Here is a 21,386-nt window from a genome sequence, read left to right on the forward strand (position 1 = left end):
CCTATACCCCCTTGTTTTAATAATAATTAGTTCGGTTAAAGCATTTGATTAATCAAAATTTGATTAACTTACCATTATACATTTAACCGAACTTTTGAGAATGAAATTTGGGTTTGCTCGTGTAAGTAAGAATGATCAAAGCCTGGACCGTCAGCTGGATGCTTTGAAAGCTGAAGGTTGTGAGGAAATTGTGGTTGAAAAACTATCTGGAAGAAAGCAGCAAGTGAAGTTGGATCAGCTACTTTCCAAACTTCGCCGGGATGATACTCTCATAGTAAAAAGTATAGACCGCCTTGGCCGAACTTCCAAAGAGCTCATTAATTTGCTTGATACGTTAAAGATTAGAAATATAGATTTCGTTAGCCTGGATGAGCGCATTGATACCAATAGCATCATGGGTGAAGCCTTGTTTAAGATCATCGCCATCCTCAAACAGATGGAATTAGAGATATTAAGAGAGCGAACCAAAGAAGGGCTAAAGGCAGCCAGGGCTAGAGGTAGAACCGGTGGCCGGCCCAAAGGGACATATAACAAAACTAAAGCCAGTGCTGCAGCTCATAGATATCAACAAGGAATACCAGTGGCAGAAATCCTGACAGACTTGAAGATAAGTAGGTCTACTTTGTATGATTATTTGAGAAGGGAAGGGGTTAAGTGAAAAATAGAAAAATGAATAACTACTCTAAAATTGAGCATTTAATAAGATGTATATCTAAATACGCTGCTCTTCATTTTTTACATTAAATTAGTTAGATTGACCAACTAAAAGAAATATGGGAATGTGTTTCCCTTTACGGAGTTTAGGTTTCATGCCGTGACGTAGAAAAGCAAATCGCACATTCAGGCATATTTGGTTTTTCCTTCGCTAGACCCTAAATTAAAAACAAAAAGAGTCGGAATTTCTGCCACCGCACAAATGACTGAATATCAAAAAATACTAAAAGGGATTCTTGAAAACCGGAGAACTTGGGAAGATATAAAATCCGAACTATCCAAGTACAACATTCATAACACTGAAGAAGGAGAGAAGGACACAAGAGCAGGAAAGATTTTTGAAGTATTAACTCAACTCTATTTTCAATACTCCCCGATTGAAAAAGATAATTTCATTAATGTCTGGCTGTTTGAAGAAGTCCCAACTGCAGTCCGAAACAAACTAAATCTCGGCAACCAAGATTATGGTGCCGATTTAATTCTTGAGGATATTGACCGCAAATTTTATGCTGTTCAATGCAAATTCAAAAATAACGAATCCACACGCCTGAACTGGACGTCAGACAAAATTGCTAACCTTTTTGCTTTTTGCCCCAACGCTGATCACTATGTTGTCTTTACAAATGCTGCTGATTTAGATGAAGTTTCCAAAACTAGGTATAAGAATTTCACTCTTTATTCTGTTACTAACCTTCAAGAGATAAAGTCTGATATATTCCATACTTTTTATGAGATTCTGATTGGATTGGCGATTAGTGAAAGAGTTTTCTTTGAGCCCAAACCTCATCAGAAAGAAGCTATCAAAGATTGTATTAATTTTTTCGAAATTGAAGAACGGGGACAGCTCATTCTTCCATGTGGAGCTGGTAAGACATATACAGCTCTTTGGATAAAAGAGGGTCTGGAATCCAAAAATTGTTTAGTCCTTGTCCCATCATTAGCATTGTTACGCCAGATCAAAAACGAATGGGCAAATCAACGAAAATCAAAGTATCAGTACATCTGTGTTTGCTCTGAATCTGACATAGATAAAGATGCAACAGATTCTATTGTGACCCACACTTATGAAATTGATATAAGGGTCACTACTGACCCGATAGAGATTGAAAAGTTCTTAGCCAAAGATTATCCAGAAAAAGTCATTTTCAGTACTTACCATTCTTTACAATCAATTGCGGATGCAATAAAAGGTGTCGATTTTGAATTTGATTTCATATTTTGTGATGAAGCTCACAAGACAGCAGGTGTTGGCATGAACAAATTCAGCCTTGTTCATGATAATCGTAAAATCCCTTCCAAGCGAAGACTTTATGCTACGGCAACTCCTAGAATTGTTAAAGAGTCCCTCAAAAAGAAATTAGGGGATGACTTAAAGTATGCGTACGATATGAATGATCCTGAAACTTTTGGGCATGAATTCTATCGAATGTCTTTTAAAGATGCAATTGAACAAGATATCCTGGTTGATTATAAAATTGTGGCGGTTGGAGTAAATAACGAAGAACTTAAAGAATACATAGAGAGGAGAAGGTTCGTAGATGCCAAGCTATCTATTGATGAAATAGCCAATAATTATGCACTGGATCATATAATGAATAAGTATTCAGTCAATCATAGCCTAACTTTTCATTCAAGGGTTAAACTTGCTTCTGAGTTTGCAAACCGACATTCACTATTATTCCCGGAAACATCCACGTTTTCCGTAAGTGGAGAGCAACCCACAAGTCAGAGAAATATAGTTTTAAATGATTTCAAAAATTCAGACAAAGCCATTGTTTCAAATGCTCGCTGTTTGACTGAAGGAGTTGATGTGCCGACAATTGATCTGGTATATTTCTGTGACCCCAAGAACTCAAAAGTTGATATTGTTCAGGCGGTTGGAAGGGCTTTAAGAAAAAAGAAGGTAAGAAAATCGGTCTTGTGGTCGTGCCAATTTATCATTCGAAACGATCTGAAGTTGAAGATTCCATAAGTTCGGGCTCATTTAAAAACTTATTGCAAGTGACCCGTTCGCTTTGTGATCAAGATGAACGCCTACAGGATGAAATCAATTCTCTAGCTTATGGGAAAGGTAAGAGAAGATCGTCACGAATTGATATTGTCTCAGGGAGTTTTATTGAAGAGCAGGATACGATCCTTTTGGAAGGATTCGAAGAGAAATTAAGAAATTCACTATTTGATCAAATCGTTGATAAAACTTCAAACAACTGGGATTTGTGGTTTTTCAAGCTCAAGGAATTTCTTGAGAGGAACCCAGAATACCCAAGTCAAAAAACTGATCGCGAACTCTACCAATGGGTTGCCCAACAGAGAAATCGAAAGAAAAACGGGAATCTCAAGAATGAAGAAATCAGAAAGCTTAACTCTATAAATTTTGCCTGGAGTATTGTCGAGTGGAAATGGAATAGACAGTTTGAGATATTCGAAGAATACGCAAGGTCAAATGAGTTTCCACCCTGTAAGGGCATAGATGATGATGACTTGGTCAAGTGGTATAAGTATCAGCAAACATGTATTAGATATGGCAAAATCATATCAGATTATCAAAAGAGCAAGTTCCTATCAATAGATAGGACTTTTTCAGGTCCAGCGAGCAGGAAAAAATGGATACCCACTTATAATGCACTTGTCGATTTTCGAAAAGAAAATCCTGATCGGTGGCCTGCCTATGATCGTAAGAATTCTAAATCAGAAGAAAGCCAATTAAGTGTTTTTTGTCAAGAAATTAGAAAGCGATTTAGGGAAAATAGCCTAAGTAACTACTGGTTCGAAAAAATGGCAGAACTAGAATTCAATTTTGAAGGCAAAACTGATAACTGGACAAGTTACTTCAAGGAAGTCAAAGGCCTGATTTCTGACAAAGATTCGATTTCCGCTGACCAAATAGGAAACAATGCTTATTCATGGATTCTGCGTCATAAGAAGAATCTGGATGAAGGACTTCTTTCCGAATATCAAACAAAAAAGATTCAATCTCTTAACCTTGACCGCTTCTTTGAAAATTGGAAAGAAAGATTTGAAAAGGTTAGTAAGTGGGTTCAGGAAACTGGAAAAATACCGACAAAGAATGCTCATAGCGAATTTAATAGTTGGCTTTACTCTCAACGCTCACGGTACAAGAAAGGAACTCTAAATGAAGAACAAATTGGTAAGTTAAAGGAAATAAAATTTGACTTAGAAGGGCTAGGAAAAGAGAAGAACGAACAAAAATGGCTTGATCAATTCCAGTTATACAAAGAATTTCTTAACAAAAATGGAAGGGATCCAGGTTATCGAACTGATAACGAAGAAGAGAAAAGCTTATACGTTTGGGTTATGGCACAACGAGCTGTAATGGCTGGTAGTGCCAAAAACAGGAAGCGCTTATCAAAGAAGCGAATTGATCTTCTACACTCAATCAATTTTAAGTGGGTTGGAGAAGGTCGTGGTGGCGAGGAAGTTTGGGCAGAGAAGTTTGACGAATTTTCAAAACATGTAAACAATGGCATATTGAATCTACCCACTTCAATCAACGGAGAAAGAAACCCACTTTACACGTGGTGGATGAATCAGAAAATTTCCTTCAAGAAAAATTCATTACCGGATGATAAAATCCAATTATTCACACGCTTAGGGTTGAGTTTGGAAATGGATGAAAAACAAGTTGAGCGGTCTTGGGACGAGAACTTTGAAGAACTAAAAAACTATATAGATTCATCTGGTGTTCTGCGTATTCCACATAAAATAGAAGGAACTTTAAACCCAATGTATTCTTGGTTTAGGAACCAAAAAACTGCTTATCGAAAAGGCACTATCCCAGAAGAAAGAATTGAGAAATTTGAATCCATTGGTATTTTATTCGATGACTCAACATCAGAAAGTAGAGGCTTTACCAAATGGTCAAATAAACTTCGAGAGATTGCTCAGTTCATTGAAAATAGTGGTCATTATCCTAAAGCAAGCACTGATAATAAAGATGAAGCCAGATACTACCAATCATTGGCTAGAACAAGAAGAGCTTTAAGAAACAATGAGCTAACAGAAGAACAACTCAACCTTATGAGAGAATTGAACATTGAATTAGAATGATAGCCCAACCCATACACATTGCCAGGTCACACGGGCTAACCCACAAACCAAAGTATGGCCGCTCCCACTACCCTGGACGAACAAACACGAACTCAGAAACTAGACGGAGAAAAACACGAAAATTAACAAATGCTAAGCACCGTTGCCGCCATGCTTGGCATGGTGGTATAATTAGTTCTTAGTTAAGACTAAATGAGTTGTTCCTAGCGTTTTAAAAGTCTCACAAAACGCTGGTTTACCAAGCCAATCAATCCCACCATTCTGATACTGAATAAAACAGGTGAGTAAATATTAATAACCCATATTATTTTCAAAAAGAATTTGGAATGGTATTTAGAACCTAAGCTGTCAGTGTTTATGAAAGTGAGCAATGCCAATTCTTACAGATCATAGATAGATTAAACTTAGGCGTGTTTCATTCACTCTATGCGAGTTGCGAGCATGGCCACTTACCGTTAGGTCAAGATCCAAATGTATACATTTGTACATCTTGCTGTGGCCACCCCAACAGGCCACTCACATAAAAAGGGAGGGTATATCTAAGTCGTATAATCATATCTTTTACCTGCTCCAGAGAATCAGTCATCATTTCTTAAATGCCAGTTCATATTAATGTACAAAGTCTGTCAAGGGCAGTAGGGAAGGGCTGAGTTGGGTACTGTTTATATACCCTTTACAGGCTTTGTATTGTGATATATTTTTGCGGTTAGAAATGTGAGCAGGTTCCGAATTACTGTATAGAAACTGAGCGAGGAAAAAAACAAGGGTATTGACTTACCCAGGGGAGTGGGCAGGTAAGTAAAAAGGCTTGTTGTGCGAGGTTGAATGGGGCGATTGCAGGAACGGAAAGAGCCTTATTCAGCCTGTAGGTTTCAATGAAAAGCGGGGAGGTGGTTGTTAGGTTAAGCCAGTTTGCTATAATATCATATAACCTCAATTGTAGAATTAACCACTTCTTATGCATCTAAGTTTATATGAGGATTTTATAATAGAATAGAAAATTTAGTTAGAGTTTTTTGTCCTATTATCACGACTTTCCTTCAAATTATATTTATTAGCTGAATTTAAGGAAGTTAACTTAATTCTGTGTGAGATTTAGGTTGTTGGTTTTATCTCCGTTTTGAATAATTATAAAATTACTTAATTAAGGAATATATTATTAATCTTTTTTAATCGAGGTTACCTATTTGGCACCTCGCATATTTATATTGAATCTAATATATTATATAAATATAAGAGGCAGTATAATTGTATTATATTTTATTTTAGGCATTGTTTAGTCATGTGGTTGGTGTATTAATATTTAAATGATTCATTGATTACTTCTTTTAGTTATAAATTTGGTTTTGTTGTTTATTTTTTTGCTTTTATGAAAAAACTCTTTCCTAAGGATTGCTCTAAACCTTATATAAATCTAGCTTTCTTAATTTTTTTCCACTTTTTACTGAGTCTATGTGCCTTTACTCAAGTGAGTGCTCAGGAATCTTATGAGGAAGGGCAGTACAGGGTTAAGCTAGAAGTAATAGAAGTTTGTGGTTACGGCGGATCTGATGATGATGGTGAAGAATACAGATGGAGAATATGGAGCAAGTTAACTGAAGAGAATGATGACTATTGGAGAGGAGGAGGAATAATCGGAATGGATAATACTCCTGGCGGTACTTGTATTACCGAGGCTAATAATAACGATGCTGATCGTCTAGGCCCTTCATTACCTTACATTGTATATGATAATGAGTTTACTTATAGACCTGACTGGACAATTGATTTGGATATAAGAGTTGAAGGATATGAAAAGGATTGTTTTGGAGATCCAAATTATGATAATAGGTGTAGTTGTGAGTGGGGAAGCTGCAGTGAGTCAGATGATGATCATCAGAATGAAATTTTTAATGAGGCACTTGCAATTGATGAAAACCTAGGGTCAGGTATAATTGAAATTACAAGGGGTGATTTAGGTGATAAGTATAGTATAAAAATACGCTATACCATCACCCCTCCAGTAATGCATGCTCCTTTATTTGCTTACGAAGGTGACTATAATAAAGATAATCCCAACCCTTCAGGTTCCCGGGTAGTGTGCGGAACTGATAGTGATTATGATTACAATTATTATATTTTTTGGAAGCCTGGAAATTACCCAATAATAGATGATAAAATTGAGAAAATAGAATGGTATGAAAATGTTAAAGGGGATCAGATAGTAATAGGATATGAGGAAAGGATGAATCAACAGTGTTCTGATGAGGTTGATGCTGCTTGTTTACAATGTAATATTGATAGAACCCATGGAGATGTAGATAGTGACTTGGATTGTACAGGAACTTGTAGCAAAGAAGGGTGTAAGTATAATGTGCCCATATATGATTTGAAATGGAATCTAATTGCTACAAGTACTCAGGATTCACCACATGGCCTTTATGCCATTAAAATACCAACCCCTGAAGTAAGTGAAAATGTTACTAAGTATTATTCGGTAAAGATTTTTTATGAAGACAATGTAACTAATCTTGATTACAGCTCTAACAGCTTACCTGTAGATATTTTGCCGCCACCACCTCCAATTATTGGTGTGCCGGAAGAAGTAGATGGTGTACTTAATAAGGACGAAGAGCCATTGTACTCTAATGCGTATTTTGATATCCAACATGTACTTTGTAAAGGAGATAACTCAGGCTACATATCCATTAAAAGAGTTGATGATGATAGGGAATTATATATCACCATGGACAGTGATCGCGGAGGAAATGATGATCCAATAGGGGAGATAAGTGAGAGTAATCCAGTGATATTTTCGAATTTAGTCGCCGGATCATATCCTATTTATATAGAGGTGAAAGATAAAAATAACACTACCCAATGTTACTCAAAAACAGATATAGTGATAAAGCAGCCCTCTTCATTACCTACAGCCACAGCTGAAACCTATAAATATGTCGGAGGGGCAGAAGTTTCTTGTTATGAGTCGGAAGACGGGATCATAACATTATCAGGTGAGGGGGGCACCAGTCCTTACGAATTTCATCTAAGCTCAAACGAAGGATTTTCTGAATATAAGGATGATTCTGTTTATACCTCATTATCTCCCGTAAATGGAAGTGGTGATAATATTGTGTATACTTATGATATTACTGATCGTTATGACTGTGCTTATGAGGGAACAGAAGATATTATTCTTAGTCGCCCCGATTCATTAAAATTTGTACAGGTGGTTCCGGCAAATGAATATCATAATCCCAATGATAATAGTGAGTACTATGATGTAAGTTGTTTTGGAGGTACAGATACCCTTAATTTCACTTTAAGTGGAGGAGCCACACCTTATCAGTTATACATAGGGGTAGACTTGATGGCTAGTACGCAAGGCGTGTCACAAGAAACATTTATAGGCGCTTTAAAAGCAGATACTACCTATCAGGTGTTAATGAGAGACCCGAATGGATGTGAGTTGACCACCACAACCTCTTTAACTCAACCTAATGAAATAATTCTGGATGCTAGAAATATATTGCCTGCCAGCTGTTATGGTAGCGCTACTGCTAGTGTAGGCTTACTGGCTAAGGAAGGATTGCCATATCAAGGACAAAGTTACTATTATACCCTAACACATTTAGATGTCCCTCCAGATCTCGAGTTTCCTTTTGATGAGCAACGAGCAACGGAAAGTCCTGTAGATAGTGCTGTTTTTGAACAATTGATATCGGGATACTATCAAGTGAAGATGGAAGATTATTATGGATGCCAGGGATTCGATACCGTCTTTATGCCACAACCTGACAGGCTAAATACCTTATTGTCATCCACGTCACTTATCTGCAAAGGAGATGAAGATGGTTCAGTAACCGCGACAATTGAGGGAGGTACTGCCCCATACTATTTAACGTGGCAGGATCAATATAAACAAACATTGCGTGAAGATACACTGTCAGTTTCGGCTTCTGCTAATATGCAAAGTCTGAATGCAGGACTTTATTATTTATTAGTAAAAGATGACAATGGATGCTCATATCCTCGTTCGGGTTCTCCCTTTAGTATAGAAGAACCTGCTTTAAATTTTGATTTATCATATAATCAACTGCAGCAAGCCACATGTTTTGGCTCTGCTGACGGATCTATTACGTTACAAGCTTCAGGCGGCTGGAGAAATACGCCATATAAATATGGATTGACTAAGGATGAATTGCAATATGAGAATAGAGTATTCAGTCAATTGGAAGCTGGAGATTATCTGTTTTATGCTGAAGATTCCAGAGGATGTGTAGATAGTTTGAGCATCCAAATAGAAGATCCAGAAGAAATGAGTGTGCGGTTAATATCATTGAATGATGTATTGTGTAGTGGAGCTGCAGAAGGAAGTTTTACATTGGAAGCACAGGGAGGTGTACCTCCATATCAATACTCTATCGATCAGGGGAGTACTTGGGAAGAAGAAGGTGTTTTTACTGATTTGGTAGCAGGTGATTATGAAGTGATTGTATCAGATAGTTATGGAAATTGCCCTCTTACTAAGCAGGTGCATATCTATAGCCCTGCCCCTTTAACCATACTTCCTTCAGAGATAACGTCAACCGAATGTTTGGAAGAAGATGGAACCGTAAGGGTTGATATAAGTGGAGGAGTTGCTCCCTATGTTTATAGTTGGAAGAATGAGGACGGGATAGAAATTAGTAATGATCGTGATTTATTAAATGCAGAAGCAGGTAGATATCAACTCAGTATAACAGATAATAATGGTTGCACTAAGCAAGAATATTTTGGAATAGCCAATACTAATGCTCCAGAGCCTATTGCTGTAAACGTAGATGATGTTTCATGTTACGGTCTTTCTGATGGTGTTATTGACCTTGAATTGCAGCCTGGAGACATGGCTACCTGGCCTGATGGAGCCCAAGGAATTAGAAAGGAGAACTTACCCGAAGGCTTATATCTTATCCAGATAGAAAATACAGAAGGTTGTATCAATTTTATTGAGGTGGTCATTTCAGCACCTATGCCCTTTGAACTTCTGGTCGATAAAAGAGAGCCTGCTTGCTATGATGGTTGTGATGGAAGTTTAGAGGTTTCATTACAAGGAGGTACAGCTCCATATGAATTTACATGGTCAGGAGGAGTTTCTGGCTCAGGTCTTTATAACTTGTGTGCAGGGTCTTATCAATTAGATGTATTGGATGCTAATGGGTGTACCTTTTCTGAAGTGATTGTTCTGGAGCAACCTCTGCCTATTACCCCAGGCCTAGGAGGAGGTAGTACAGTGTGTGAAGGCCAAACAGTGTTCTTAGATGCGGGCTACCCTGGAAGTGATTATAGCTGGGTATTTGAAGGCGAACAAATAGGTACATCACAGACTTTATTGGCAGATATGCCAGGAAGGTATGAAGTAGTAGTTACTGATATGAATGGCTGTACAGGCACTGCTGAATATGAATTGGAAATCAGTAATGAAGTACTATCCGCAGAATACTTAGTCTTAAGTGAGGCTGTAGCTGGAGATACGGTAGTGTTAGTCAATGTTTCTTATCCTGAACCTACCACGTCTGAGTGGCAAATACCAGACGAAGTTATCTCCATGGAGAAATATGGTTATCATCAGCAAGTGATATTTCCTGAGCCGGGTACCTATACCATCACCTTAAATACTCAATTGGGAGGATGTGAAGCATCTATGAGTAAAGAAATTATAGTTACAGGAGCCAGCGGAGAAACATCAAAAGAAGAATTTGGAAAAAATGATGATTCGATTAAGTCTTTTACAGTTTACCCTAATCCAAATAGTGGAAAGTTTACGGCTAACGTGATGCTTACAGAAGTTCAGCCGATTAAACTTCAGTTTTTAAGATTACAAGGTCAAGGTGAAATGGCTATTGAAGAAAGAAAGGGAGCTCAGGAGTATGACGTCTCTTTTGATTTTGATGATCTGGAACCAGGAATATACTTTTTAATACTACAGTCCGAGGACATAACAAAAACCCTTAAAATTATTATAGAATAGATGATTAATGTGTTGCGCTTTTTTGCAGGAATGTTTTTAGTCCTGTTTGCATGTAATGGCTCCTATTCTCAGCAATTTTCCATAGTCAATGATGAACTTCCTGATGTAGGTGATGGAGCATCAGCTTGGGCTGATATTAATGGAGATGGTTGGAGTGATTTGGTTTTGTTTGGAATACAGGCAGATAATACCAAAATAACAGATGTTTTCTTCAATGATACCGATGGAACCTTTTCCTCTATGGGTTCTGGTTTTCCAGGGCTATCCAATGGAGATATCGCTATTGCAGATTTTAATAATGATGGTAAGCCAGACATAGTTATTACTGGAGTAGATGATTCAAATAATCCTTTAAGCCTCATATATTATTATGGGCAGTCTGGTTTTTACCTGTTAAGTCATACTTTGACAGGATTAGGTTTTGGTAATATTCAGGTAATTGACTTCAATAACGATGGATTGAAAGACGTGCTTATTAGCGGAGTAGATGAAGAGGGTGAAAGACATACACTTTTATATCAAAATACGGGAGACAATTTTGAAGAGTCCAATGTCCTTTTTGAAGGGATGAGTCAGGGAGATATAGAGGTTGCTGATTTTAATAAAGATGGATGGGAAGATATTTTAATGAACGGGTTAGATAATAATAATCAACCTCGGTCATATTATTATTTAAATGATGGTAAGGGAGGTTTTACACTCACGTCCACTTCTTTGATTGGCCTAAGCAATGGCAATATTAAAGCCGCAGATATTAATGAAGATGGATTCCCAGACGTCTGGATTAGTGGAACAAGATATGGTAATGATTATACGCAGTTATATATTAATAATGATGGGTCAAACTTCACGTTAGTTCAAAATTTTGATGAAGCTACCTTGAGCAATGCCGCCTTTGGAGACTATAACCAAGATGGACATATTGACTTGTATTATGGAGGGCTTAACGGTCAGGATTTTAATGCCTACTTGCTTAGAAATAATAATGGTCATTTACTAGATACATCCACGCCTTTAGCAGGTATTATATCCGGCGAAGCTAATTGGGTGGATTTTGATAATGATGGCAGGTTAGATCTTTTTGTTACGGGGTATTCTATTAACTCGCCTATAAGTAACGTATATCATAATAATAGTTCAGAGACAAATAGTAATCCAACGGCGCCTTCAGCCCTTCAGGTAGAAGTGGTTGCTGATACTGCTCGTTTTTCATGGACAGCAGGTAGTGATGTGGAGTCAGCTGTAGATGGATTGACTTATAATCTTTACGTAGGAAGTCAACCCGGTATTCAGGATATAAAAAGCCCTTTATCAGATATTTCAACAGGAACTTTACTTTCACCTAACATGGGGGGGATTACAGGGCTTGCTTACGATCTAAATTCACTGGAAGAGGGACTTTATTATTGGGGAGTGCAGACAGTAGATCAAAGTTATAACAGTTCTTCATTTGCTCAGGAACAAAGCTTTTATGTTTGTTATGATATACAAATCACCACCAAAAGAATAGATTGTGGTGAACGTGTAATACTTAGTTATAGTAATAAAAAGGCAGGAGATAGTCCTTCTTGGTTTATGAATGGGTCTTCTCTACCTATTTCTAATGAAGATACACTAACCATAGATGCTGCAAATGCTTCACTGATAAATTTAACAGTAAATAGAGCCTTAGGGTGTATTGTTGAAACTTCAATTGAAGTAGAAGCAAATCCTAAAACAGTAATTAATTCAGGAGGTGATAAGGTGATTTGCCTGGGAGATACTGTTCAGCTGGGGGGGGCTCCTACTGCTTCAGGTGGATTATTGCCATATCATTATGAATGGGAGGGAAGTGATGCTATAAGTGATAAGGAAGCTTCTAACCCTAATGTATGGCCTTCTGTAAATACTACCTATACTTTAAAGACTTACATAGAAGATTGCCTTATTGATAGTACAGGTTTGACAGTAGCAGTAAATCCACTGCCAGAAGTGGAAGCAGGGAATGACATTGCCATTGGTTTAAATGAAGTGGGAATCCTTAATGCCTCAGGGGCGATAGAATACCAATGGAGTCCGGAAGAGGGATTAAACTCGCCATTTGATAATGCCTATGTTGAAGTAAGCCCTCAGATAAGTAGTTATTACTATGTGCGAGGAACAGATAATAATGGCTGCTCATTAACAGACAGTGTGCTGGTAAAGGTGAATGCTGAGATTTTTATTCCTAATTATTTTAGCCCTGATGGAGATGGTAATAATGATGTGTTTAAAATATACGGGACAGGAATTGAAAGTGTAAAGCTGGAAATTTTCAATCTTCAAGGTAAGCTGTTGGCAACAATAAACAGTAAGGAGGATGAGTGGAATGGGATTTACAATGGAGAGAAGCAACCATCAGGTATTTATATGTGGAAAATTCAAGGGCATTACTACGATGGACGTCCTTTGAGTTACCAAAATAAACAACAGGGAACATTCAGATTAGCCAGATAACAGATGAGAGAAATTTACCTGATAGTATTAATTTTATTAGCTTCCATTAAAGTATATAGCCAGGGCTTAATTTTCAGTCAGTATGAGCAATCTGTGCTAGAGACTAATCCGGCAAGAATAGCTTTATACCCTGAGCTAAGGGTCACTGCACAATACAGAGAAACGTCTTTGACTGATGGAGAAAAGGCGAACCAGTCTTTGCTTACAGCCACATATCCCTTGTTTTCATCAGATGATCGATTGCGCAGCGGAATAGGGCTATCAGTAACTCGTCAACAGACGGGGACTGATATGAAATATATTACCAATGCAGTGCAAGGAGGGTATGCCTATAATGTGTATCTAAACAGAAGTTCACTTTTATCTTTTGGTGTTAATTTAGGTTGGTTTCAGCAATACTTTAGTAATGGAACCATCTACACAGGGGCACAATGGGATAGTTTTAACGGTTTTGATTCTTCGTTACCAACGGGAGAGCCGGACTCCTTTGAGAAAAAGAATTTTGTAAATCTAGGAGCAGGTTTAAATTACTATAAGACAGATGACGAAGGGAAAGAGGTTGGATATTTAGGCGTTGCTTCTAATTATCTAAATAGTCCTGATATATCCTGGGGGCAAGAAGCATACAAACGAGAGAGAAGCTATAGTGCGCAAGCCTATTGGAGGCTCTTTAATAATAATGGGATCTCTATTGGTTCTGGAGGCTATTATCTTTTTGATAATCATGTGCATTTCGCTCAAGCACGTATTCAGGTTAAAAAATATTTTGAGAACACTAATCCATTTGATCTTATAAAAAATGGTTACCTGGAATTCTATGGCGGATATAGAGCTCAGGGGCGAATTGGAGGAGGTGTGTTAATCCAGCAGCCCTCCTTTAGGTTAGGTGTGAGTTATGATACCCCTTCTTCAGGTAATGCCTCCCTGGCCGGAAGTGCCTTTGAAGTTAGTTTGGCATTTAGAAATGTCTTCAAAAAGAAATCCAAAGAACAGACTGTCATAACTCCGAGTGAATATCATATCGGAGAGGTGAAGGATATTGAATTTGCTCGTGACAAAAAGACAAATGCCTCCGATAAGGATGCTCAGTTCAGACCTGAAAAGGGAGATTATAATATTGCCTTGAGGCAGGACTTCAAATTTGGTTTCAATGAAAGTAATCTTAATAATGATGCTAAGCAGTATTTAGATGAATTGGTCAGTTTACTAAAGGCTCATCCTAATACATACCTTGAGGTGATAGGGCACACTGATGACATTGGTAGCGAAAGTGCTAATGAAAAGATTGCCTTGCAGAGAGCGTCAGTAGTGATTGATTATCTAATTTCTAAGGGTATTTCACAAGAAAGGTTAAAAGCCACTGGTAAAGGAGACAAAGATCCTCTTGTACCTAATACTTCAGATGAAAATAGAGCTAAAAACCGTAGAGTAGAATTTGTTATTTATGAATAAGAGACTTCTACTTGCTATATTTTTTCTGTTACCGTTATTTTCTGTTCAGGGTCAGGATCTTTCACAAATAAGGCAGGGTAAGGCTCTAAAAGTGAATGGAGGCATAAGTCTGAATCAGATCTTGTATGCCGTTGATGGCATTGAACGAAGAAGGGATCCGTATTCATATTATATGACAGGTCAGTTGGCATTCAGTATTTATGGGTGGAGTATACCTTTCTCTTTTAGTTTGTCTAATCAGAATAGTAGTTTTCAGCAACCATTTAATCAATACGGAATACATCCTAAATATAAATGGGTTACTACCCATTTAGGTTGGAGCAGTATGAATTTTTCACCATATACCTTAAATGGCCATCTTTTTCTGGGCGGAGGAGTAGAGTTGGCACCAGAAGGTAAATGGAGTGTGAAGGCCATGTATGGAAGGCTGGTAAAAGCCGTTGATGCTGATAGCTTGCAAGAGGGGGCATTCAGGAGAATGGGCTATGGTTTACAGGTGAAATACGGAGAAAGTAATGATTATATTTCTGCTACCCTATTTAGAGCAGCTGATGATCCTTCTTCAGTAGATAGTATTTCTAGCGATTTGAAACCTCAGGAGAATCTGGTTTTAAGTGTGGAAGGAAGTAAAAAAATAATTGAAGGGCTTGTCTTCTCTGGAGAATTTGCCTCTAGTGCCCTTTCCAGAGATATTAATACGGAGGAAAGTGATGCGGCAAATAATATTTTTCAACATGTAGGAGCATTGTATACACCCAGATTTTCTTCTAGTTACTATCATGCCTATAAGGGAAGTTTAAGCTATCAATTCTCTGTGTATTCCCTTGGTGTGACATATGAAAGAATAGACCCAGGATATCAAACTCTCGGAGCGTATTATTTTAATAATGACATGGAGAATATTACCGCCCAGCTCAATTGGTCTATGTTGGCAGGTAAGCTGAATGTGGGCGTAAATAGTGGCTTGCAACGAGATAATTTGGATGATAATAAGGTGAGTGCTATGCGAAGATGGCTAGGATCATTAAATGTTACTTATTCACCAATTCAGAAATTGAATATCACTAGTTCATATTCTAATTTTCAAACTTATACCAACGTAAGATCGCAGTTTGAGACTTTAAACCAGCTCACTCCCTATGATAATCTTGATACTTTAGATTTTACGCAAATTTCGCAGAATGCCAGCCTTGCTGTAGTGTATATGATGTCATCAAGTAAAGAAAAGAGAGAAAGTGTTAATGTTAACTTTAATTTTCAAGATGCCAGTGACAAGCAGGGAGGAGTAGAACAAAATAGTGGTACCCGATTTTACAATATGAATTTGGCATATAACATAGGGCTCACTGCTATTAATACGTCTTTTGCTCTTTCAGTTAATGCGTCAAGAAATGAAAGTGAGATAGCGCAAAGTTCAATGATAGGCCCCTCTCTGGCGGTAAATCGAACATTTTTTGACCGTAAGGTAAGGGCAAGTGTCTCAATAGGAGGTGTAAACGCTTATTCTAATTCATCCTTAATTAATACGGTCATAAACTTAAGGGCGAATGGAAGTTACACCTTAAAAAAGAAGCATAACCTCACTCTTAATTTAGTGACGTTAAGGAGAACAGTAAAAGATGAGAGTACCCCTGATTTTACTGAGTTTACAGGAACGCTAGGATATAGTTTTAATTTTTAACTTTTAATAAATAAAACCCATGAATCAATTTTTTAGAATTTCAGCCATAGTAACCGCCTCTTTTTTAGCTTTTACAGCATGTAGTGATGATGACGATGATGATGTTGCTCCAGAAGAGCAGCAGACTCCTTATGAAGAAACACTTGAGTTAGTAACTAACAACTCGAGTAAAGATTGGAGTCAGGTAAAGGTTATTTACACTGGTGAGGATGAAACAGAGGAATGCGGGCTAGATGACATCTATACATTTAATGCAGGTTTAACCTGGAGTCATGATATTAATGAAACAAAATGCTCGGAATTTTCAGAGGATGAAGAGGGATCATTTGGTATATCTGATGATGGACAAGAAATTGTTATTTCAGGGGCAAGATTTGAGTTAAGAAACCTCACTGATACTACAATGGAATTTTATACCGATGCAGATAACATATCTTATTTCGAGGCAATCAATAAATAAAAGCAAATTCACTAATTAATCAAAGATGAAGAAATCTCTGCTCATATTTTTTGTTTTACTAACTACTCATTGCTGGTCAGCACCTGGAGATTCTCTAAGTGTGGCTTCAGAAGATGTTAACCCTCTTAAAAGAGAGGTTTCTTATCATCATAAGATGGTAAGCAAATATAGTAAAGTAATGAGCAGAGATTTAAATCTGCCTTCACTTCCCACCTATCAAGAGGATGTTACCTTTCATGAAATCAGAGTTTTAGGCGATACGCTACAAGGTGAACAACTTGAGGCATTTGAAATGGATGCCTATGTGAAGGAGAATAAGAGGTTTGTAGAAACATTTGATGAAAATGTTATTTTAGATCTGCCTGTCGGCATAAAAAAGACGATAGGAAATCTAACATATACAATAGTGGTGAGTGAGCTGCAAATGAAACCAGAAGGCGCATATCTAAGTGCCTCAATGGTTTTTGAGGTGCCTGATTCAGAAAAAAAAAATAGCCTTTGGAGCACGGAATATTCGTTTTAGTAAGCGAGGGGGCTTGGCAAGTGGAGCACAGTTACGATTATTAGGAAAGCAAGATGTAAAATTAGGACCTAACACAACCCTGAGCTTATTAGCAGAAAAAACGTTCATAGAGTGGGATTGTGATGGCTTTAAGGCAATGGGCATAGATGCCGCAGTGGAATTTAGCAGGGATTTATTCATTCCTGACTCCACATCTAAGACCCCGAGTGATCGTGTAACAGGACGTTTCACTACTGTTATTACTGACTGGAATGACATGATTGCTGAGATTACTATTCCTCCCTTTCAGGTAAAAGGACTGAAGGATTTTGTTTTTACAGTTAAAAAGGCTGTCATAGATAATAGTACCTTGAGAGCTCTTCCAGGCATGAACTATCCTGAGAACTATGAGAGTGCTATGAGTGGGGGGCTGTGGAAAGGAATATCTATTCAAGAACTATCTCTTAAATTACCTTCCGCTTTTAATAAAGGAAATGGTAAAGAGCCCGTTAAAATCTCCTTATATAATACTGTAATAGATAAACAAGGTATTACTACCACAGCTCAGTTTAGTAATTTAATTGGAGATGGAAAAATGGATAAATGGCCGTTTTCTGTCGAGTCATTTAGACTTAGCATTGTATCTAATAAATTAGTAGGTGCAGGTTTTGCAGGTCAGGTAAAGCTACCTGTTCTCAAAGATAAGCCATTGGATTATACTGCAGTTATCGCACAAAATGATCAATATACTTTTTCTATTTCGGCTCCTGAGGAAGGTATAGAATTTGATTTTCTGTCTGCGGCAGAGGTGGAGATTTACTCATCTTCCTATGTAGAAGTACAGTTAAAGGACGGCAAATTTTTACCCAAAGCCAGCTTAAATGGTAAGATGAGTATAGGCGTAGGCAAAGAGCTTAATGTCCCTGACTTGGGTTTTGAGGGACTTAATATTCAAACCGTTGAACCTTACATTTCGATACAAGGCTTCTCGCTTTCAGATATTAAAGGTCCTTCCTTAGGAGCTTTTAGTATGGGCATCTCAGATATAAGTGGAAGTGTTTCTAAAGAGAAGATAAATCTTGCCTTTACTGCTTATGTAAGTATAGTAGGCGATGATGGAGGAAATTTTGGAGGCGAAGCGGGCTTTACAATTTCTAGTAAGTATGATCGTGGAACTGAGGATGAATCAGCCGAAAACTATCAATCACCTAAATGGGTATTTGACGGGGTAAGTATACATAAAATAGGAATTAATATTGACAACGGAGCCTATAGTTTAGCCGGTTCTTTAACCTGGTTTAAAGATGACGATGTTTATGGAAATGGGTTTTATGGCGAAGTACAGATGGGAGTGCTGGAAGGTATGCTCAATGTGCAGGCCGTGGGGCTTTTTGGCTCTGTACATAATTACCGATATTGGTTTGCAGATGCCTTGGCTAATTTGCCTCCCGGAATGGGTATAGGAGTGGTTCAGCTCAACGCCATTGGTGGAGGGGCTTCATATCACCTAAAACCCTCCACAGGTGGTGTTTCCAGGCCTTTTGCCAAAAGTCTTTCCGGCGTGAATTATGTTCCAGACTCTACTGCGGGCATGGCAATAAAAGCTATGGTGACCTTGAGCACACCCGATGGAGGACTTTTTAATGGAGATGCCGCACTGACCCTTGCCTTTAACGAAGGGGGAGGACTCAGAGAAGTGGATTTTAAGGGAAATGCATACTTCTTAACTCCTGTTGTCACTATCAGTATACCGGGCTTATCAGGTATGGTTGATAATATGGTGAATAATGTGGCCAATTCCATGATGCCTAAAGCTGCTATATCTGCTCATATTCACATTAATTACGATGTGGTAAACAAAACACTGCATGGTAATTTTGAAACCTTTATCAATATAGCCTACGGAGTTATAAAAGGAATTGGTCAGGATAATAGAGCCGGATGGGCTGTCTTGCATGTTAGTCCTGATGACTGGTATATCCATGTGGGAAGCCCTACTGATCCTGTCGGCCTGCAGATACTGGGGCTGGTGAAAACAGAAAGCTATTTCATGATGGGGGATTATATACCGGGTAGTCCACCACCACCAAAACTTGTTCAGGAAGTACTCGATTTAGGTGAAGATATGATGACCTACATGGATGATCTGAATGCCGTGGGAGAAGGAAAAGGTATTGCCTTTGGTACTCGCTTTGGAATGGATACAGGAGATCAGAGCTTTTTAATGTTTTACGGTAGATTTGCCGCTACAGCTGGTTTTGATGTAATGCTTAAAGATTATGGAAGCACAACCTGCGTAGGTAGTACAGAGCCCATCGGGATTAATGGTTGGTATGCTAATGGACAGGCTTTTGCTGCTTTTATGGGTAAAATAGGTATAAAAGTGAGGCTCTTCGGCAAAAAGAGAAAGCTTGAGATATTGAAAATAGCTGCTGGTGCCATATTACAGGCTAAATTGCCTAATCCACTCTGGATGAAAGGTGTTGTAGGAGGTGAGTTCAGTGTATTAAATGGATTGGTAAGTGGTCATTGTCGCTTTGAGGTGACTATTGGAGATGATTGTGAACTGCAGACCGGCTCCGTACTAGAAAATCTGAATGTAATTAGTCAGCTTACTCCTGCTGATAATGAAGGAGATGTTAATGTGTTTACTGCCGCTCAGGGTATCTTTGATATGGAAGTGGAAAAGGAATTTCAGATGGTAGATCTAGATGAGAAAAGAAAGGTTTTCAGGATTAAGCTTGATGAAATGAAATTGTACGATGGCACCCAGGAGCTAAGAGGAACTATGACCTGGAATGATTTGCATGATGTGGTTTCTTTAAAGACTACCGAAATATTACCGGGCGAAAAGCAATTGAAATTGGTGGTGCAGGTGAGCTTTGAAGAAAATGTGAATAATACCTGGGTTCCAGTAACGGTTAATGGAGAAAAGGTAATAGAAAGAAAAGAGGCGCAGTTTACCACAGGTGAAGAACCAGATTATTTACCAGAGGAAAATGTTGCTTATAGCTACCCTACTAATAAGCAGCTGCACTTCCACCCCGGAGAGCATGGTAGTGGATATGTTCATCTTATAAGTGGTATGTCTAAACTTTTTGATCCAGGAAAAGAATGGAATCAGATTGGTAGGTTTGTATCTAGTACCGGAGAAGAAGTGGAATTTGATTTTACCTATAGTAATAACGAAATAAGTTTCAATATTCCTGACGAATTAAATACTAATACCATATACAAGTTGGAGATAGTTAATCTACCCTTAAATACGTCAGATGGTATTGATAGTAATGTAGCTCAGGGTAATAAAGCCGTAACCCAAGATATCGGAGAGTCCACTATGGAAGTTAAAACTAAAACAGCTTCAGGTACCATACAGCAATATCAGGAAAAGATAGTGTATAGTGCAGTTTTCCAGACTAGTAATTATAATACTTTTAAGGAGAAGGTAGCGGCACTTAATATTTATAATACCTGGCGTGTTCCTGTAAGACCAACTATTCATCAGCTTAAGGCTGCGGTAGAAGGACAAGAAACTTTTGATACCTATGAGATCAAAGGAGGGAGTGACTATTTGCCGCTGGTGAGCTTTACTGCAGAGTTAAATATTCCATGGTTTAAAAATATGATTGAACCACTGGCATATCCATCACCATTCCCTATAAATGGAATAACTCTTAGTGAAGATCGTATGAGTATGCCTTATGGAGTGCCGCCATACAAAGCACTTTACATAACCCAGCAAGATGAAGATTTGTATTTAGATGCTGACATGGCAGCTTCAGGAACGGTCATTAATACACCAGGAAATAGCACTATTATATATAATCTGCCACTTATTATGTATCAGGATTATAGTCATGTGAGACAGCAGGCCACTCAAAACATTAGTATGGGGCAGGGGAACGACTGGATGGAGCGAGTGATGGAAACACCTTTCCCCGGTATACAGACAGGTACTACTTATAAGGTGAATATAGAATACCGTTTACCGGGAATTAATACGGTCACTTCTTATGAAACCATCTCATTTCAAATTAACTAGCTC

General features: G+C 38.1%; 10 protein-coding genes. All 10 read left to right on the top strand.

Annotated features, from left to right (window positions below):
- Positions 1-100: 100 nt before the first annotated feature.
- The 10 genes from LVD15_RS11685 (at position 101) to LVD15_RS11730 (ending at position 21,383) form a co-directional block, all read left to right on the top strand.
- The gene (locus LVD15_RS11685) at positions 101-658 is read left to right on the top strand and encodes a recombinase family protein (protein ID WP_233780508.1); all 558 of its coding nucleotides are present in this window, start codon (positions 101-103) and stop codon (positions 656-658) included.
- 258 nt (positions 659-916) lie between these two features.
- Positions 917-2,686: a DEAD/DEAH box helicase family protein gene (locus LVD15_RS11690; RefSeq protein WP_233780509.1), complete on the top strand. Its 1,770-nt coding sequence runs from the start codon at positions 917-919 to the stop codon at positions 2,684-2,686.
- A gap of 29 nt (positions 2,687-2,715) precedes the next feature.
- A complete protein-coding gene (locus LVD15_RS11695) occupies positions 2,716-4,782 on the top strand; it encodes a helicase associated domain-containing protein (protein WP_233780510.1) in 2,067 nt (688 codons plus the stop codon).
- Between the two features lie 1,468 nt (positions 4,783-6,250).
- Positions 6,251-10,771, top strand: a complete 4,521-nt coding sequence (locus LVD15_RS11700; protein WP_233780511.1) for a T9SS type A sorting domain-containing protein — start codon at positions 6,251-6,253, stop codon at positions 10,769-10,771.
- Positions 10,772-13,246 (top strand): FG-GAP-like repeat-containing protein, encoded by a 2,475-nt coding sequence (locus LVD15_RS11705; RefSeq protein ID WP_233780512.1) that lies wholly within the window; start codon positions 10,772-10,774, stop codon positions 13,244-13,246. It begins immediately after the preceding gene.
- Between the two features lie 3 nt (positions 13,247-13,249).
- Positions 13,250-14,698: a PorP/SprF family type IX secretion system membrane protein gene (locus LVD15_RS11710; RefSeq protein WP_233780513.1), complete on the top strand. Its 1,449-nt coding sequence runs from the start codon at positions 13,250-13,252 to the stop codon at positions 14,696-14,698.
- Positions 14,691-16,379: a hypothetical protein gene (locus tag LVD15_RS11715; RefSeq protein ID WP_233780514.1), complete on the top strand. Its 1,689-nt coding sequence runs from the start codon at positions 14,691-14,693 to the stop codon at positions 16,377-16,379. The genes LVD15_RS11710 and LVD15_RS11715 overlap by 8 nt, the downstream gene beginning before the upstream one ends.
- A 19-nt stretch (positions 16,380-16,398) precedes the next feature.
- Positions 16,399-16,839, top strand: a complete 441-nt coding sequence (locus LVD15_RS11720; RefSeq protein ID WP_233780515.1) for a hypothetical protein — start codon at positions 16,399-16,401, stop codon at positions 16,837-16,839.
- A gap of 25 nt (positions 16,840-16,864) precedes the next feature.
- Positions 16,865-17,362: a hypothetical protein gene (locus tag LVD15_RS11725; protein ID WP_233780516.1), complete on the top strand. Its 498-nt coding sequence runs from the start codon at positions 16,865-16,867 to the stop codon at positions 17,360-17,362.
- A gap of 13 nt (positions 17,363-17,375) precedes the next feature.
- Positions 17,376-21,383 carry a hypothetical protein gene (locus LVD15_RS11730; RefSeq protein ID WP_233780517.1) on the top strand — a complete coding sequence of 1,336 codons (4,008 nt, stop codon included), beginning with the start codon at positions 17,376-17,378 and terminating at the stop codon, positions 21,381-21,383.
- Positions 21,384-21,386 lie beyond the last annotated feature (3 nt).

The sequence above is a fragment of the Fulvivirga maritima genome (genome assembly GCF_021389955.1).
In the GTDB taxonomy this organism is placed as follows: domain Bacteria; phylum Bacteroidota; class Bacteroidia; order Cytophagales; family Cyclobacteriaceae; genus Fulvivirga; species Fulvivirga maritima.

Bases quoted from the DNA above. Each gene is read 5' to 3' on its own strand.
- LVD15_RS11685 (WP_233780508.1), top strand. From the start codon at position 101: ATGAAATTTGGGTTTGCTCGTGTAAGTAAGAATGATCAAAGCCTGGAC.
- LVD15_RS11690 (WP_233780509.1), top strand. From the start codon at position 917: ATGACTGAATATCAAAAAATACTAAAAGGGATTCTTGAAAACCGGAGA.
- LVD15_RS11705 (WP_233780512.1), top strand. From the start codon at position 10,772: ATGATTAATGTGTTGCGCTTTTTTGCAGGAATGTTTTTAGTCCTGTTT.
- LVD15_RS11710 (WP_233780513.1), top strand. From the start codon at position 13,250: ATGAGAGAAATTTACCTGATAGTATTAATTTTATTAGCTTCCATTAAA.
- LVD15_RS11715 (WP_233780514.1), top strand. From the start codon at position 14,691: ATGAATAAGAGACTTCTACTTGCTATATTTTTTCTGTTACCGTTATTT.
- LVD15_RS11720 (WP_233780515.1), top strand. From the start codon at position 16,399: ATGAATCAATTTTTTAGAATTTCAGCCATAGTAACCGCCTCTTTTTTA.
- LVD15_RS11725 (WP_233780516.1), top strand. From the start codon at position 16,865: ATGAAGAAATCTCTGCTCATATTTTTTGTTTTACTAACTACTCATTGC.